13 protein-coding genes are annotated in these 17,525 nt (G+C 46.4%); 9 read left to right on the top strand and 4 right to left on the bottom strand.

From position 1 onward, the window contains the following. Nucleotides 1–7: 7 nt before the first annotated feature. Nucleotides 8–385: a hypothetical protein gene (locus tag SSED_RS14625; RefSeq protein ID WP_012143134.1), complete on the top strand. Its 378-nt coding sequence runs from the start codon at nt 8–10 to the stop codon at nt 383–385. Between the two features lie 229 nt (nt 386–614). Here the strand turns inward: SSED_RS14625 and SSED_RS24135 are convergent, their stop codons facing one another. Further along, nucleotides 615–935, bottom strand: a complete 321-nt coding sequence (locus tag SSED_RS24135; protein WP_317623647.1) for a tyrosine-type recombinase/integrase — start codon at nt 933–935, stop codon at nt 615–617. Nucleotides 936–1,174: 239 nt separating this feature from the next. Between SSED_RS24135 and SSED_RS14620 the strand changes: the two genes are divergently transcribed. Beyond that, the gene (locus SSED_RS14620; RefSeq protein WP_190273159.1) at nt 1,175–7,660 is read left to right on the top strand and encodes an Ig-like domain-containing protein; all 6,486 of its coding nucleotides are present in this window, start codon (nt 1,175–1,177) and stop codon (nt 7,658–7,660) included. Between the two features lie 455 nt (nt 7,661–8,115). Further along, a complete protein-coding gene (locus SSED_RS14615) occupies nt 8,116–8,652 on the top strand; it encodes a GNAT family N-acetyltransferase (RefSeq protein WP_012143132.1) in 537 nt (178 codons plus the stop codon). A gap of 150 nt (nt 8,653–8,802) precedes the next feature. Here SSED_RS14615 and SSED_RS14610 read toward each other — a convergent pair whose 3' ends face one another. Further along, the gene (locus SSED_RS14610) at nt 8,803–9,315 is read right to left on the bottom strand and encodes a MerR family transcriptional regulator (protein ID WP_041422198.1); all 513 of its coding nucleotides are present in this window, start codon (nt 9,313–9,315) and stop codon (nt 8,803–8,805) included. Between the two features lie 181 nt (nt 9,316–9,496). Here SSED_RS14610 and catB point away from each other — a divergent pair, with 181 nt between their 5' ends. Together catB and SSED_RS14600 are read left to right on the top strand one after the other, a co-directional pair. Then, nucleotides 9,497–10,129 (top strand): type B chloramphenicol O-acetyltransferase, encoded by a 633-nt coding sequence (gene catB / locus SSED_RS14605; protein WP_012143130.1) that lies wholly within the window; start codon nt 9,497–9,499, stop codon nt 10,127–10,129. Nucleotides 10,130–10,186: 57 nt separating this feature from the next. Next, on the top strand, nt 10,187–10,738 hold the full coding sequence (locus SSED_RS14600; protein ID WP_041421714.1) for a GNAT family N-acetyltransferase: 552 nt from the start codon (nt 10,187–10,189) through the stop codon (nt 10,736–10,738). A 2-nt stretch (nt 10,739–10,740) separates the two neighbouring features. Here the strand turns inward: SSED_RS14600 and SSED_RS14595 are convergent, their stop codons facing one another. Beyond that, nucleotides 10,741–13,161: a spermidine synthase family protein gene (locus tag SSED_RS14595; protein ID WP_012143128.1), complete on the bottom strand. Its 2,421-nt coding sequence runs from the start codon at nt 13,159–13,161 to the stop codon at nt 10,741–10,743. Next, the gene (locus tag SSED_RS14590; RefSeq protein WP_012143127.1) at nt 13,161–13,895 is read right to left on the bottom strand and encodes a protein-L-isoaspartate(D-aspartate) O-methyltransferase; all 735 of its coding nucleotides are present in this window, start codon (nt 13,893–13,895) and stop codon (nt 13,161–13,163) included. The genes SSED_RS14595 and SSED_RS14590 overlap by 1 nt, the downstream gene beginning before the upstream one ends. Before the next feature lie 244 nt (nt 13,896–14,139). On the opposite strand from SSED_RS14590, the gene SSED_RS14585 reads away from it, so the two are divergent. The 4 genes from SSED_RS14585 to SSED_RS14570 all read left to right on the top strand — a co-directional run bounded on the left by SSED_RS14585 (nt 14,140) and on the right by SSED_RS14570 (nt 17,409). Next, nucleotides 14,140–14,805: a DUF4386 family protein gene (locus SSED_RS14585; protein WP_012143126.1), complete on the top strand. Its 666-nt coding sequence runs from the start codon at nt 14,140–14,142 to the stop codon at nt 14,803–14,805. A gap of 128 nt (nt 14,806–14,933) precedes the next feature. Further along, complete coding sequence (locus SSED_RS14580; RefSeq protein WP_012143125.1) at nt 14,934–16,403, top strand: DUF885 domain-containing protein; 1,470 nt, start codon at nt 14,934–14,936, stop codon at nt 16,401–16,403. Nucleotides 16,404–16,526: 123 nt separating this feature from the next. After that, complete coding sequence (locus SSED_RS14575; protein WP_012143124.1) at nt 16,527–16,910, top strand: VOC family protein; 384 nt, start codon at nt 16,527–16,529, stop codon at nt 16,908–16,910. A 58-nt stretch (nt 16,911–16,968) separates the two neighbouring features. After that, nucleotides 16,969–17,409 (top strand): GyrI-like domain-containing protein, encoded by a 441-nt coding sequence (locus SSED_RS14570; RefSeq protein WP_012143123.1) that lies wholly within the window; start codon nt 16,969–16,971, stop codon nt 17,407–17,409. Nucleotides 17,410–17,525: the final 116 nt, after the last annotated feature.

Below are 17,525 nucleotides of genomic sequence, written 5' to 3'. Positions count from 1 at the left end.
AGCGAATATGGAACCTCATGGAGAATATAAAATTGAACTTATGAATAATATTGTTCATGTTTTCCCTTCAGGAGGGTTCAATGAACAAGGAATTATTGAATTACATAAGAAAATAGCTTCGATCGCTCCTCATGATAAACCTTGGGCTTTACTAGAGCACCCTAAAAATATTGCCGGTTTAACTCCTGAAGCAGTTGAGCAGTTAATTAACTCTTATCAAAACCTGGGTAAGCTCAATTGTGTCGCGGCTGGCTTAGAAATTTCTTCGACCTGGCGAAGGGTGTTTGAGACATTAATAGTGGATAAAGTGGACATTCCGGTATACCTAAATAGCGATTCTGACAAACTCGAACAGTTAATTAAACAGGAACTGGATTGTGCATAAACACATATGAACTACCGCAAGTCAACAGGCGAGTCTTACTATTTGTCTATTTTTGCTACCAAATTCAAATCAATATACAAACTTATCTATTTCGTCGGTTATTTCGCAAACTGGATAATTATGGCAGCACGCTAAATGACGGATCTATGGGAGTGAGTAATTAACCTAAAGGCGGTCGTGGGTATTTACCCCCATACCCCGTAGGTAAATGAGTCTCACCTAAATCAATTTAATCATTGATAATCAAAAAAACGTCAAGAAGGAATTGTTGGACTAACTGTCCCCGCATAATGTTAGTCAAGTCCATGGGTGTATATCTGAGTCGCTTTGACATCGTTAATAAGATGGTACGCCCCAATAACTCTTGTACCGTTCGAATATCATTGTCTTGTTCTAGCAAGTGAGTTTCAAAGAAGTGCCGAAATGTATGGCAATTAACCTTTTTTCTTATTTCAGTCTTAACAGCCGCTTTTTGTAATGACCTACTAATTACACTGGCATGTATAGGGTGTCGACAAAGCTCTTTTGTTAACGGGGGCAAGCCCCTCACTTCCTGAATGCTTTCTATTTCTATTTATTATTTATCAATGGATTGTCCCAAGTTTTATGGACGGATGAATAATACGCATAAAATAATGTTGATAGCTGTAACAATGTTCATAAAAAACACCTGCAATTGTAACAATTGTTCTAATATTTAGATCAAACACAAGAACTCGCAGGCATCTCAATATGTTATTCAGCTCATTCCCTCAGAAAACCAGAGTTTTCGCTTGGTTATTTAAGATATTGCTAATTATTTCTTCTTTGGCAGTGAATGGAGTTGCATTAGCTGATGCCGATGGTGATTTAGCGGCCAGCGCCGGAGTCACCGAGCCGATCGCTTTACCCACAACAGTCACCACCACAGGTGCGGCGGTTGATATCTTTGATTTTACTTTATCCGATGGCGGCGGCGGTGACGGATTGGCGATGGATATCAGCCAAATAGTGGTCAATGTCACCGGTACCGGTGATGAAAACAAAGTCGTGTTTCGCTTAAACGGCCCGGATGCAACCAATGTCGTCGGCACCGTTGGCGTTGATACCATCACCTTCAGTGGCCTGACAATTTCGGTCGCCGATGGTCTTTCTGAAGTCTATACGGTTAATGCTTATTACGGTGACAACACCGGCTTAACGGAAGGGCAAACGTATATTCTGTCGGTGGATGGTGACACCGATGTCACCAGTGCCGGCGGCACTACGATGGGTGCCACCACGGCCGTGAACAACGGCAGTGGTACAACGGTCGATGTCACCGCGACACAGTTGGTGTTCACTGCTCAGCCCAGTGCTTCAGTGGTAACCAGTGTCAATATGGGACCCGTTACCCTGCAGGCTCAGGATACGGCGGGCAATGTCGATACCAACTTTATTGAGACCGTTACGTTAACTGATGAAAACCAGGGCGCTGAAACGGATGCAACGGGTACACTATCGACGACGTCGAATGGTAACAGCCTGGCTGTTGCCGCCACTGCCGGTCAGGTGTCCTGGGCTGATTTGACCTATAACGTCATTGCTGCAATCAATATCGATGCAAATTCAACCAGCTTTAATGTGGAAAGCAGTAACGTCTCGGTCACGGGAAATACCGATGGCGATTTAACCGCCAGCGCCGGAGTTACTGAGCCGATCGCCTTACCGACTACTGTCACCACTACAGGAGCGGCGGTTGATATCTTTGATTTTACTTTAACCGATGGCGGCGGCGGTGACGGATTGGCGATGGATATCAGCCAAATAGTGGTCAATGTCACCGGTACCGGTGATGAAAACAAAGTCGTGTTTCGCTTAAACGGCCCGGATGTAACCAATGTCGTCGGCACCGTTGGCGCTGATACTATCACTTTCAGTGGCCTGTCGATTTCAGTCGCCGATGGACTTTCCGAAGTCTATACGGTTAATGCTTATTACGGTGACAACACCGGCTTAACGGAAGGGCAAACGTATATTCTGTCGGTGGATGGTGACACCGATGTCACCAGTGCCGGCGGCACCACGATGGGCGCCACCACGGCGGTGAACAACGGCGGTGGTACAACGGTCGATGTCACCGCGACACAGCTGGTGTTCAGTGTTCAGCCCAGTGCTACAGTAGCGACCAGTGTCAATATGGGACCCGTTACCCTGCAGGCTCAGGATGCGGCGGGCAATGTCGATACCGACTTTACTGAAACCATTACGTTAACCGATGAAAACCAGGGCGCTGAAACCAATGCGTTGGGGACACTATCGACGACGTCGAACGGTAACAGCCTGGCTGTTGCCGCCACTGCCGGTCAGGTGTCCTGGGCTGATTTGACCTATAACGTCATTGCCGCAATCAATATCGATGCAAATTCAACCAGCTTTAATGTGGAAAGCAGTAACGTCTCGGTCACGGGAAATATCGATGGCGATTTAACCGCCAGCGCCGGAGTTACTGAGCCGATCGCCTTACCGACTACTGTCACCACTACAGGAGCGGCGGTTGATATCTTTGATTTTACTTTAACCGATGGTGGCAGCAGTGATGGGTTGACCATGGATATCAGCCAAATCGTGGTCAATGTTACCGGTACCGGTGATGAAAACAAAGTCGTGTTTCGTTTAAACGGCCCGGATGTAACCAATGTCGTCGGCACCGTTGGCGCTGATACTATCACTTTCAGTGGCCTGTCGATTTCAGTCGCCGATGGACTTTCCGAAGTCTATACGGTTAATGCTTATTACGGTGACAACACCGGCTTAACGGAAGGGCAAACGTATATTCTGTCGGTGGATGGTGACACCGATGTCACCAGTGCCGGCGGCACCACGATGGGCGCCACCACGGCGGTGAACAACGGCGGTGGTACAACGGTCGATGTCACCGCGACACAGCTGGTGTTCAGTGTTCAGCCCAGTGCTACAGTAGCGACCAGTGTCAATATGGGACCCGTTACCCTGCAGGCTCAGGATGCGGCGGGCAATGTCGATACCGACTTTACTGAAACCATTACGTTAACCGATGAAAACCAGGGCGCTGAAACCAATGCGTTGGGGACACTATCGACGACGTCGAACGGTAACAGCCTGGCTGTTGCCGCCACTGCCGGTCAGGTGTCCTGGGCTGATTTGACCTATAACGTCATTGCCGCAATCAATATCGATGCAAATTCAACCAGCTTTAATGTGGAAAGCAGTAACGTCTCGGTCACGGGAAATATCGATGGCGATTTAACCGCCAGCGCCGGAGTTACTGAGCCGATCGCCTTACCGACTACTGTCACCACTACAGGAGCGGCGGTTGATATCTTTGATTTTACTTTAACCGATGGTGGCAGCAGTGATGGGTTGACCATGGATATCAGCCAAATCGTGGTCAATGTTACCGGTACCGGTGATGAAAACAAAGTCGTGTTTCGTTTAAACGGCCCGGATGTAACCAATGTCGTCGGCACCGTTGGCGCTGATACTATCACTTTCAGTGGCCTGTCGATTTCAGTCGCCGATGGACTTTCCGAAGTCTATACGGTTAATGCTTATTACGGTGACAACACCGGCTTAACGGAAGGGCAAACGTATATTCTGTCGGTGGATGGTGATACCAATGTCACCAGCGCCGGTGGCACCACCATGGGCGCCACCACTGCGGTGAACAATGGCAGTGGTACAACGGTCGATGTCACCGCGACACAGCTGGTGTTTACAGCTCAACCAGTATCTGCCGTGATTCAAGGTGCCAATATGGGACCCGTTACCCTGCAGGCTCAGGACGCGGCGGGCAATGTCGATACCGACTTTACTGAAACCATTACGTTAACCGATGAAAACCAGGGCGCAGAAACCAATGCGTTGGGGACACTATCGACGACGTCGAACGGTAACAGCCTGGCTGTTGCTGCCACTGCCGGTCAAGTGTCCTGGGCTAACTTGACCTATAACGCCATTGCTGCGATCAATATTGATGCAAACTCAACCAGCTTTAATGTGGAAAGTGGCTTTGTTACGGTTTCTACGAATAATACCGCACCTGTAATAACTCAAGGCACTTCAACAGCCGTAACTATGGATGAAGACGGAAGCCCTACAAGTTTTTCTCTTACTTTGAATGCAACGGATGCTCAGGGGAATACCCTAATATGGAGTATTCAAACGCCAGCTATTAATGGTACTGCAAGTGTTTCAGGTACTGGCACATCTAAAGTAATTGGCTATACTCCAAACCAAGATTTTAACGGCAGCGATAGTTTTGCTGTTAAAGTTGATGATGGCAATGGACTGAGTGATAGCATCACTGTCAACCTTGCTATCGCCCCTATAAATGACGTCACGGTTATTACCGATCAAGCTGTAAGCACTGGCGAAGAGGTTGCACTGGCGATTACTTTATCTGGTACCGATGCTGACGGTGATGCTTTAACTTATTCTGTCGTTAGTCAACCATCACATGGCGTACTCAGCGGAGAAGCCCCCAGCTTAACTTATACGCCTAATGTTGATTTTGTCGGTTTAGATAGTTTCACATTTAAAGCCAACGATGGCTTTGTTGATTCCGATATTGCTACAGTTAGCATTACTGTCAGTAATGATAATGATGCTCCGGTTATTACCAACCAAGTTGTAAGTACTGATGAAGAAGTCACATTGGCAATTACATTAACGGGAACTGATGCTGACGGAGACACATTAACTTATTCTGTCATTAGTCAACCATCACATGGTGTACTCAGCGGTGAAGCTCCCAGCTTAACTTATACGCCTGATGATGATTTTGCTGGCGAAGATAGCTTCACCTATAAGGCCAATGATGGCAAGTTGGATTCCAATAACGGAACAATTAGTATTACTGTCAGTAATGATAATGATGACCCGGTGGCGGTTGATGATGAGGTCACCTTACTGTCTGGTGAATCGATAGAAATCTTGGTATTGGGCAATGATACTGACGCTGACGGAGACACGTTAACAGTTGTAGCATCTTCTGCTGATCTAGGTGCTACCACTGTCCAAAATAATAGTACCGTTTTATACCAATCATTGGCCGGCTTTGTAGGTGATACAGTCGTTCAATATGGTATTACCGATGGAAATGATGGCAACGCGACCGCAGAAATATTGATCCACGTATTAGCTATGGATGATGAAAGCCTTCCCGTTATTACTCTGCCCGAAAATATTGATATTAATGCCAGCGGATTCCTAACTCAGGTTGATTTGGGAGTTGCTGTTGCTGTAGATAGCAGCGGCAACCCCGTTCCAGTTACTTTATTAGATGACACTAACTATTTCACACCAGGTAGGCATTTTGTGTATTGGCAAGCCGTTGACGCCAAGGGGAATAGTGTGACAGCCGCACAAATGGTTAAAGTAAACCCGGTGATTTATTTGTCTCAGGAGCAAACGGTTGCAGAAGGCCAAAATGTAACAGTTGATATTCTTCTTAACGGGGCTTCTCCTGATTATCCTTTAGAGATCAATTACAGCTTATTGGGCAGTGCTGATGTCAGTGACCATGATTTAACCGATACAGTTTTGGTTATTGAATCTGGTATTGAGGGGCATATTGAATTCAGAACCTATGATGATGAGATTTCAGAAGGGGACGAATTATTACAATTGACTTTAGATCCGTTACTGAATTCAAATTCAATAACTCATAATATAATTATTACTGAAAATAATATTGCTCCTATTGTGTCACTTGATGTTCAGCAAGATGGAATTTCAAGCATACTATTATCTCAACGCGGAGGAGATGTAGTTGTTATCTCGACACTGTTTGATGGTAACAAAGACGACAATCATATATACGATTGGAGCGCTAGTTCGGAAGAGTTAATAGATTTAGATATTGATGAACTTCGCTTTACTTTTTCCCCTCTTGAATTAAACAGTGGTACCTATGAAGTCAAACTGTTAGTCAGTGATGATGGAGTACAACCACTAAGCCATGAAGTCAGTCTGTTTATTGAAATCATAGACAACTTGCCAGTATTGACCAATGATGACTCTGACGGTGATGGCATTCCGGATATTCGCGAAGGCTTTGGGGATGATGATGCTGATGGTGTTCCTGATTACCTGGATAATATTGCTGCCTGTAATATCTTGGTAGAGCAAGTTGATCAAAACTCAAACTTTTTAATAGAAGGGGATAACAGTGGTTGTTTATCTTTGGGAGCGGCAGTTATGGGAGGAGAAAGCGGTGGAGCCATTCTTTCTGATGGCAGCGTACAAAGTAATTCGATTCCCGAAGACAGTGAGACAATAAATATTGGTGGCATTTTTGATTTTATTATCTCTCAAATTATCAAAGGACAGGTGTACCCTATTACTTTGCCACAACTACAACCAATTCCCACGGATGCTGTTTACAGAAAGTATCTTCCTGGTATTGGCTGGACTAATTTTGTCGAAGATGCCAATAATCAGATAGCTAGTGCTCAAGGTGAAGCGGGTTATTGCCCTTCACCTGACAGTGAAGACTACCAACTTGGGTTAACTGAGGGGTATTGGTGTGTTCGGTTAATGATAGAAGATGGTGGACCAAATGATGCTGATGGTGTAGCAAATGGGATGATTTTCGACCCTGGTGGGGTTGTGATTTTTGCTTCTGCTAACACTTTCCCTGTTGCTAATGATGATGCAGTCGAAATTGGCAAGAATGAAACGGTTACTATAGAAGTACTTGAAAACGATAGTGACACTGATGGTGATATATTGAGCATATTGAGTGCGACAGCTCAGCATGGCAATGTGGAAATTAGTAACGATACATTAATCTATTCAGCTCCTGAAGGTTATTTAGGCGATGATGAAATTAGCTATGTTATTTCAGATAATAATGGTGGTAACGATAATGCCAGAGTCGCCATTCAAATTCGAAATAGATCGCCAATAGTTAACAATGACTTAGCTTATACAAACTCAGGGGTTACTATAATAATTGATGTTCTGGGCAATGATACTGATGCAGATAATGATCAGCTCACAATAGTGTCTGCAACAGCTGAGTTTGGTTTTGTCAGTATTAATGAAGAGCAAACATTAAAATATACGTCATCAGCATCTTTTATCGGAACTGATACAATTGAGTATCTGGTTAGTGATGGTGTTGGGGGGACTGGCCAAGGAACGGTTGAAGTTATTGTTTTTGCCACTCCCTCTACCTCTACCAAATCTAGTGGTGGGGGAGCTCTCAACTTTTATTGGATATTATTAATTCTTATCTATTTATATGGAGTACGGAGTAAGGTGAACTCATAATCGTTAGTGTTATTTTGTAGTGGTCAAGTCATATTGACCACTGCAAATATGCTGGTGTTAGGAATACTCAATAGGAAGATGAGGTTGTGAATCGTATCGGAATTAAAATGGTAATGAACATCAATAATGAAAACTCCCACAAATTTACTCTTCAGCTTCCTCTGCCAGGCTTATTTCACGCCTGTTAAAGCGCACTGAACTACTCGGCCACTCATGACTATTGGGATGAGTTAAGTTTCCTAAAATCTCACAACCTTCCAATTTCGACCCAAAAGATAATAAAGTGTAGTGGCACACTAAATTTATCTATCGAAGAAGCACGTGAATAGATCATCAAAGAGCTCTGTGAAGCAACGAACTGTAAAATGTGTGCGAAGCCGTCAAGCAGAGGAGATGGTAATCACAGGACCAGTCAAGCTGCTAGCAAGGCGTTTAAGGAACATAAAGGTCAATAAATGAAGCTTTTAACATATAGCCCAAGTCATATTGCAGAAATTAAGCAGCTATTCACTCAGGTATTTTCAGACTCAGAAGGAGAGTCTGAAGGCATGCTGATAGGAAACTTAGCCTATCAGTTATTGACGGAAACCGATCCTCAGGACCTTTATGGCTTCATTGCTATCGAAGATGAGCAGATCGTAGGTAGTATCGTCTTTACCAGATTGGTATTTGAAAGTGGGATCAATGCTTTTCTTCTCTCTCCGGTAGCCATACAGACCAGCTATCAAGGGAAGGGGGTTGGCCAGCAACTGATTCGATTTGGCATTAATCAGCTAAAAGAACGTGGTGTTGGACTCGTCTTTACCTATGGAGATCCTAACTTCTACTCCAAAGTCGGTTTTAATCCCATTAGTGAGAAATTAGCTAAGGCCCCCTTAAAGATGACTTACCCAGAAGGATGGCTGGGTCAATCATTGGTGGGCGAAGCGTTTGAGCCCATTATCGGCAACTCCTATTGCGTAGAGGCATTGAATAACCCTGAATATTGGTAAGCGCTCGAAAACAAAATGGGTAATCAATGTCTTGCCGTCGCGTCAGATGGAGCAGCACACTGTTTGACGGCGCGAGTAAATACAATTTTGAAGCTGGTTGTGTGTAGCGGGTAAAAGGAGTGAGTATGCCTCGTCCTTGAGGCTGTTAGTTTACGGCTTTCTTATCGCGGCTATCTCTTCATCATCAATTCCCAGTGATTCCAGGAATTTTTGGTGTTCTTCAGGCTCCATTTTCTCAAAGTTTTGATGCCAGGTGCGCATCGCCTGTTCATCAAATCCGGATGCTTTCATTATCTCTACCCAACGCTCTTTTGTTACCATGTTTTCCTCCAACAATTTTGGCTCCTGCAGTAAAGCAAGAATGGCTTTCTGCTGATCTTTTAAAAGGGCTATCTCTTTTTCCAACTCATTGAAGTGATCTTTCAATATTTGAGTTTGAGACTGGCCTCCATTACGATCCAGCAAGGTGCCGATATTGGCTACAGCTATCCCAAAGGAGCGATATGAGACGATGGCCTTTAACCGCTCAATCTCACGTTCGCCATACCACCTATATCCGTTATCCGAGCGAAATGCCGGTGTCAGCAGGTTTTCTCTCTCGTAATAGAGGATGCTTGCCCTGGAGATACCACACTTCCTGACAAGCTGAGTTACTGTAAGCATAAAGTCACCAATTGCCTGTCGAAGGGCTATCATCAACCCTGAACCTATAGACGGGTCAAATGAAAATCAATATAGTTCTTAAATTTTATCAGCGGCATATTATCCCCGGGTTTTGTAATAACCGGCTATAACCAGCCCTGGCTGTCGCGTTCGGTTCGACAAGCCAAAAAGAGGATGTACATTGAACAACTATTTCGACAGCCCCTTCGAGGGCAAATCATTGAAAGAGCAGGTGACGAATCCAAATATCATCGTGGGTGAACACAGCTACTACTCAGGCTATTACCATAATCACAGCTTCGATGACTGTGCCCGTTATTTAATGGCCGACAGAACGGATGTCGATAAGTTAATTATCGGCAGCTACTGCTCAATTGGTTCCGGGGCCGTGTTTATGATGGCGGGAAACCAGGGGCATCAAAACTCTTGGGTCAGTACTTTTCCGTTTTTCTATCGGGATAATGAAAACTTTGCAGGTGCAAAAGATGGCTTCGAGCGCTCGGGCGATACCATTATCGGAAATGATGTCTGGATCGGCAGCGAAGCCATGATTATGAGTGGTGTCACCGTGGGAGATGGGGCCATTATTGCCAGTCGTGCGGTTGTGACAAAAGATGTCGCTCCCTATTCGGTTGTGGGCTCTAATCCGGCCAGGCACATTCTTTATCGTTTCGGTGAAAGTGAGATAGGCCTGCTGCTTGAGATGAAGTGGTGGTTATGGAGTGATGAGCAGATTAAGGGGGCGATGAGCTTGATCTGTTCGTCGGATATCGAGGGGCTCTATGACTACTGGAAAAGGTTAGGTCACTCATAACCTATGCCATTAAGGCCAGGGCGGCCTTTTATTGATACAGGCTCACAAGGAGAGGGGATGGAAGCGGAAACAGAAGAATCAAAAATTGAAACAGAAACCGAGCGATTGGTGCTCAGACGGTTCTCTTTAGCCGATGTTGCCGGTTTTTACGGGCTTAACCTTGACCCTCATGTGCTTAAATATACGGGCGATAAGCCGTTCAGCAGCCCTGATGAAGTCTCTAAGTTTATTCGGAACTATGAACAGTATAAAAAGTATGGCTTTGGCCGCTGGTCCCTATATCTGAAAAGCTCCAATGAATATATAGGCTTTTGTGGGTTGAGGCGGTCAGCAGAAACCGGTGAGGTGGATATCGGTTTTAGACTGATGCAAAGATTCTGGCATCGGGGCTATGCGTTCGAGTCAGCCAAAGTTGTATTGGAATTAGCATTTACTCGTTATGGCGTCGACAGGGTCATCGCCAGAGCCATGAAGGATAACCAGGCGTCCCATCTGTTGATTCAAAAGCTGGGCATGCAACTTGATTCGAGTTTTACTGAGTCGGGTGAGGAGTGGCTGAAATATGAACTTCATAAAGATGTTTGGTTGCGATATTACAGTCTCAAGTGATTCTAACTGCTTGATTCTGCTCGCTTCTCGGTTCTGGCATTTTTAGAACAAAGAGCCGCTAACAGGTAAAATGCCGCTGCGCAGAGCATAATGGAGGGGATGCCGGAATGCAGGGCGAGTCCGGCCGCAGCAATGGAGGTGAGGACCGAGGCGCATCCGTTCATCGCCCAGGCATAGGCTCGTTGTAAAGGTGTTGTAAGGAGACTGCGCATCCCCAGGGCGAACGGCACTCCCATTAAGATGCCCGGCACTAGCAGTAAAAGCAGGGCAGATAGGTAGCGAAGGATTTCGGGTAAGCCCAGAAGGTAATCGAGAATCAGATCCATAAAGATAACAATCCCAAGGAGCACCGGGCAGAGGCTCGTAAGAGAGTAGATAACGGCATCTCTCCCCATTTTCTGAGACCACCACCCGCCGATCCCGGAAGAGAGCAGAATACCGGCCAGAACAAGGGTAAAGCTTATCACTGGGTTGGAAAATAGCAGGATATAGGCCTTGATAAAATAGATCTCCACGAACATAAAGCCCGCCCCGATGGAGAAAAAATAGATCTTCTGCGCTACAGGAACCTTCTCTTTTCTCCCTCTGGTCAGGAGTCTGGGGAGAAGTAATAACAGGGCTGCGACGGCCAGCGCCTCGAAAAAGACCACGGCAACGACAACCTCGCCTGAAAGAAGCATAGAATAGGGTCGGCTTCCCATGCTCCGGTATAGATCCCCCAGCCTGTCCCACTTGATATAGCGGCCGGGAAACGGCCGGTCGTCATCCTGCGGTGCCGTATCCAGCAGGTAATCCTCGAAAAATTGTTTTTCTCTTTTTTCACTGTAATGCCGGATCAGCTGCTCGACGGCAAGGTAATGATGGGGGAGTTCGGAAATATTGAAGCGATTGGCAAGAGAAGCCTGCATATCCCGGATATAGACGATATCGAAATTTAGCTTTTCAGCAAACTCCATTGGAATATCCCTGTTTTGAATAGGATTTTTGCTGATGATCAGCGTGAAGATCCCCCAATTTCTTAATAGAACAAGGTGGTGCTGTGGATTTTTTTTGCCGCGATCCCGCAGAACTTGCATTGCCGTGGAAAAAAGCCGGATCGAATCGGAAGGAGGAAGAAGGAGTTTGCGCGAAATGATGATGAGACCTTTTTCAGAGAGGTGGTTCAGATACTCATCGAAGGCCTGTGTGGTGAAAAGGTACTCCTGGCTGAGCGCCGCCGAGCCGGGAAGTGATGTCCCCCAATTTTCCAGATGGATGATGTCGTATTTTCTTTGCGACTGTTTGAGAAATATTCGTGGATTCTCGGTTGTTGTGGGCAGGTTGTAATGATCCCCTATAGCTCGGGCAATATTCGGGTTCTCATGAACAATAGTCAGCTGTGGCACTTTAGCTGCAAGCGCTGCAGGTATACTGGTCCCTCCGCCCTTTAGGATAAGAAGTGCGCTTTGGGGTTTAGTTACAAGGTCGTAGCCTACCGCCGGCAGGGTGAAATCCGCAAAATCGAACGCCTCTGGCTTGCCCTCTTCTCCATAGAGAACCAGCTGCTCGTCTCCGTCCCGGAAAATGGATTTCTGCACGGGCAGGCCACCGCTGTATTTGAGACTGAGTCCCGGTGCGTAACGGATATAGGGGCTGGTTGCGGTTTCTATTCTACCGGTTATGCTGCTCACCGACGACCTTACAGTCGAGTGGGGAAACTGCAGGAGTTGGCTCAGTGATTTATAGGGTGAAGGGGTGACAGCCACCAGTGCGCCGCCCCATGGGGTGAGAAGCAGAGCCGCAGCCAGTCCAATAGCACAGGCACTTATCAGGGGGAAAATCAGACTCCGGACTCGAGAACGGGCTCTGACATTTTTTTTACTCTTTATTAAAGCGGCAGCAGCTAGATAACACAAAGGGAGTAGCGCAAGGGTTATAACGAGTTTTCCCTCTCCGATAAAAGGCAGTAACAGGGAGGGGATAACTGCTCCCAGAGCCGAGCCAGCCATACTGGCAAAGTAGATCACGCCTGTTTTTTCCGGCTGCTGCAGATAAGCTGCCAGCACAATAAAACCTGCGAAAAAAAATGGGATAGCCAGCAGCGTATAGCTGATAAAAAGGTAAAAGGCCTGAATCGACTCCAGTGAAAGCCTGAAATAATCGAGGGGAAGCCTGTTAAGAATAATAAAGGAGATAAGTGTAGAGCAGCTGTAGAGAAGCACTAAAGTCGATGTCGATTCCTCTGCGGCAAAGTGATTTATCCACTCCTTCTTCCTTGAATCGAGAATGCTCAACAATGTACCGCTGGCGGCAAAGCCGAAAAGCGCTATGCTGATCACCATAAAAGAGAGGTGATTCCACTGGCTGATCGAGAAGATCCTTGCCAGAAGTACCTCGAAGGCGAGAGAGGAGAGGGATACAAGGAAGACGGCCGCGAGAACCATTACTTTTCCCCGGAGTCCTTCAATGCATGTCCGGTCATGGGAACAAAGAGAACACCGGAGATCTGCCAAACCCTATAGTCATCCCCCTTTCTGGTGACCAGCACCAGGTTCTGATAGCTGAAGGGATTTCCCAGGGGAAGCACCAGCCGTCCTCCGTCTTTGAGCTGCGCCAGAAGGGGCGGAGGGACGTGATCCACGGCGGCGGTGATCATAATCGCATCGAAGGGCGCCTCCTTGTTCCAGCCGAAGTAGCCGTCACCGCAGCGGGCCTGAATATTGGTATAACCCAGAGAGTCCAGAAGTTTGCCGGCCTTAGTGCAGAGTTTCTCCTTGATCTCAATGGTGAACACCTCTTTTGCGACCTGGGAAAGCACCGCCGCCTGGTATCCTGAGCCGGTTCCAATCTCTAGCACTCTTTCACTGCCGGTGAGTTCGAGTAGCTCCGTCATCAGGGCAACAATATAGGGTTGTGAAATGGTCTGTCCTTCACCTATCGGCAGGGGAGAGTCGGTATAGGCTTTGAAAACCAGTAGGTCCGGGACAAAGAGATGTCTGGGAACCTCTCTCATTGCCGTCAGTACTCTCTTGTCTTTTATGTCGCGTGTGCTGAGCTGATTTTGCACCATACTCTCTCTGGCGCGGAGATATTTTTCGGAATCACCCGTGGGTAATGCCGCAAGGCTCTGCTGTTCGAATAGGATAAGGGTAATAAACAGAAACAGTAATTTACCCATAGCGCACTCCTCGCAGGGTTTTGAGATAACCCAATCACTATTGAGTATAGGAAGAATAAACGTTTAATAGAAAGGTTCGCTGCTTGTTACTCTGTTAACGGTTCTAAGCAGTATTTTTATCCGTCGATATTGGGCTAGAGTTACTGGGGATTTGAGGCGTTAGGTTTTGTTACATATACATAAACGGGTACAGCATATTTCCGTGTTAGCTTAGATAGGTTTTCAAATCATAAGGAATTGAGTGATGAAGAGCCTACAGAAGATGGGGGGAGTCGCAGCTCTTTTCGAGGCTGTAATCTATATATCGGCTTTTGTGTTTTTTGGTGCAGTATGGGAATTTCCCGCGGATGCTAATGCTGTACAACAATTTACTTTTCTGTCTGATAACCAACTAACCCTATCTCTGGTTAACTTGGGGATGTACATCCTATTTGGGATTTTTCTGGCTGTGCTGGTCTTGGCACTTTATCAACGTGTTAAAGACAAGGCTCCGGATCTTTCAGCGCTAGCTTCGATATTTGGCATAGTTTGGGTTGGTTTAGTCATTGCGAGCGGAATGATCTCAAATATCGGCTTAGGAGTGGTGATTGAGCTCTCTGCTGATGATCCAAAGCAAGCTATGACTATCTGGTTGGTCATTAACACGCTAGTCGACGCTCTGGGCGGCGGAAATGAAATTGTTGGCGGGCTCTGGGTACTCCTGTTGAGTCTTGCTGCACTCAGAGCCAATGAGTTTCCTAAACTACTTAACTACCTTGGCGTGTTTGTTGGTCTGGCCGGTACTCTCACTATCTATCCAGCCGACATACTGACAGAGGTTTTTGGCTTAGGCCAGATCCTGTGGTTCGCTTGGTTGGGAGTGGTTATGTTAGTCAAGTCCCCCGGAACTCGCTGGGGCCAGTGTCGTTGAGCCAGTCCGATAAATGCTTGGCTAAAGTGGATGTTGGTCTTTAACTACAATTTAAATCGTCTGCCAGCATTTGGCCCAGTTTTCAGTTATCAGTTATTAGCAGGCCGTTAGTGAATAAAAGAGGATGTATGCAAGTGAAAGGATTTTTAACCTGTTTAATGGCTGTACTTATCATGTTTTGTACAAGTGTACAGGGTAAGCAACTTGTAGCGGATAGTGGTTTTTCCGCGCAGGCACTTAAAAGCTGCAATACAGATTTGCGTTACCTTAATCAGGTTATCGGTTGGCAAGTTAAGTGGCCCAGACAGTGGCAAAGCACCATAACAACCGGACCCGATGTCGCCAGTGAGGCAATCACTACCTGGTCTGAAACCCCCGAAGCATTAACGCAGGCTATAGAGAGGTTACGCGTAGGCATCACCGCTGAAGAGACTGCGCCGCGTGCGGTAGTTGTTCGGGTTCAGCAACAAGTTCGCGATCTTTTGTCTGCTCTCACCAGTGAGAACTCAAAATACACCTTCAAGAATGTCAAACATAAAAACGCACAACAATGGAATGCGTTGATCACAGAAAATATTGTGCCAGCAGTTTCAGCATTTGAGAGGTTTCTTCATAACGAATATCTTCCTGTAACTGTTATGGCTCCAGGACTTTCCAGGCTAAAAGGGGGGGACAAATGCTTTTTAGATGCAGTGACCTGGTGGACTAGCCTAAGTCTATCTCAGGATCAAATTGAAGTGATCGGTAGGCGATTACTCAATGAGTCACGCACTCAATTGCTGGCGACTGGGAAAAAAGGCGATACGGTAGCAAGCATACTTACAGAGCTTCGTAATCAAACATTGGCTAATCAAACTACCGCTAAAGAGTTGATTTCCATCTCAGAAATAGCGCTGGCTCGAGCGCAAGATAAAAGCTTGTTGTCATTTTCGAAACGAACGGAAAAAGAATTTATTGTCAGTGAAATGCCGAAATACATGCAAGCTTCCGCTCCAGCTGGTTATTACGGTAGGGCACAAGGCAACGCCCCAGCCCGCTATATCATCAATCCATCGCGACCTCATGAGCGGCGGCTTATGGCTGAGGTGATCGCTTTTCATGAAGGTATACCCGGGCACCACTTATGGTTGACATACCCCCGGGATAATCCATCCACGGGTTATAATGCCGGTATTCTTGAAGGCTGGGCTCTCTATTCTGAATATCTGGCCGATGAAATGAACCTCTACTCCTCAACGTACGACAGACAAGGCATGATCACAAAACACCTTTGGACCGCGAGTCGTCTCATTGTTGAGCCTGGCCTTCACTTGCGAGCTTGGTCGCGTGAGGATGCTATTCGTTTCATGTTGGAAAATACGGTGATGTCTCGTACCGAGGTTGAAATTGAAGTCGACCGTTATATTGCCATGCCAGGCCAATCGCTTAGCTATATGCTTGGTGCTGATATGATTTTGTCCGAACGCAAGCGAGCGAGTGATATTATGGGCGATGCATTTGATATTGCTGCATTTCATGATGTAATTCTGGAACCGGGCGTGCGCCCACTGCCTGAAGTTCGTGAAAATATTAGAGCCTGGGTCCAGTTGGGTAAGTAAAATTGTTTTTATTTGGCTTAGGTGCTAACCACTTTTATTATTCGAAAACCCTACTGACACTACGCTGTCAGTAGGGTGGGCGTATTCTTGTTGGTGAGTTATTCATTCAACAAGGAGAGTATTATGTTACAACAAGCACCTTTGGTCTGGGGCGAGATAGCCGTCGACAATATGGACCGAGCCGTCAATTTCTACGAGACCCATTTTAATGTGAGTTTTTCCCGCAAGACCATGGATGGCATGGAGATGGCCATATTGGAAACCGAAGAGAGGGAAGCGGCCAGTATTGGCTTGGTTAAGCATGAGATGATGAAGCCCGGCACCGACGGTAGCCTCCTTTATCTGCATCTCAGCGATAAGCTGACCCCACTGGTTGAGAAGCTGCATACGGCTGAGGTTAATGTGCTACTGCCCGTAACCCCGATTAAAGGGGGGGAGTGTGGATTTATGAGTGTCTTTATCGACAGCGAAGGCAATAAAGTGGGATTGTGGTCTAAGCTTGGCTAACGCTGACTTACATGAGTATGTAAGTGTCTAAGTCACAACAAACAGGGAAACATAATCGATGGAACGTATTCACAAAAGCGCCCAGGGGCTATCAGGGCTCATCACCCGGACCAATAATGCCGCAGAAACAGAAGCTGAAACCGCCAGAATTGGCCCGTTATGGCAGCAGTACTTTGCCGAGAATGACGGCCATTTAACACAAGGTAAACCTATGTATGGCGTCTACCATGATTATCAGTCAGATATGAATGGAGATTATTCTGTGCTGGTTGGAACCCAGGCGGAATCGGATGATATATGTGATATCCGCTTAGCCGAAGGGGATTATCTGAAGTTCAGCGGCAGTGGGAAAATGCCGGATTGTGTGGTTGAGCAATGGACAGAGATCTGGCGATACTTCAGCTCACCCGAGTGTCGGCATCAACGTAATTATCTGACCGATTATGAAGTTTACCCGGATACCAATGGAGTGGATATTTACATCGGTATTAACCGCTAGCCAAGAGTGGTTCTCGCACCAATATTGTGTGGAGAGCCTTAAGCTATTCATTGTCTCTGCAAATGACAGACGTTGCGAGCCGGGTTTAATCTCAGATTGAACTTGGCTCTCTTGTT

The organism is Shewanella sediminis HAW-EB3 (assembly GCF_000018025.1).
GTDB lineage: Bacteria > Pseudomonadota > Gammaproteobacteria > Enterobacterales > Shewanellaceae > Shewanella > Shewanella sediminis.
Note: the sequence above shows the minus strand (reverse complement) of the source record. Positions and strands in the feature narration are given on the sequence as shown.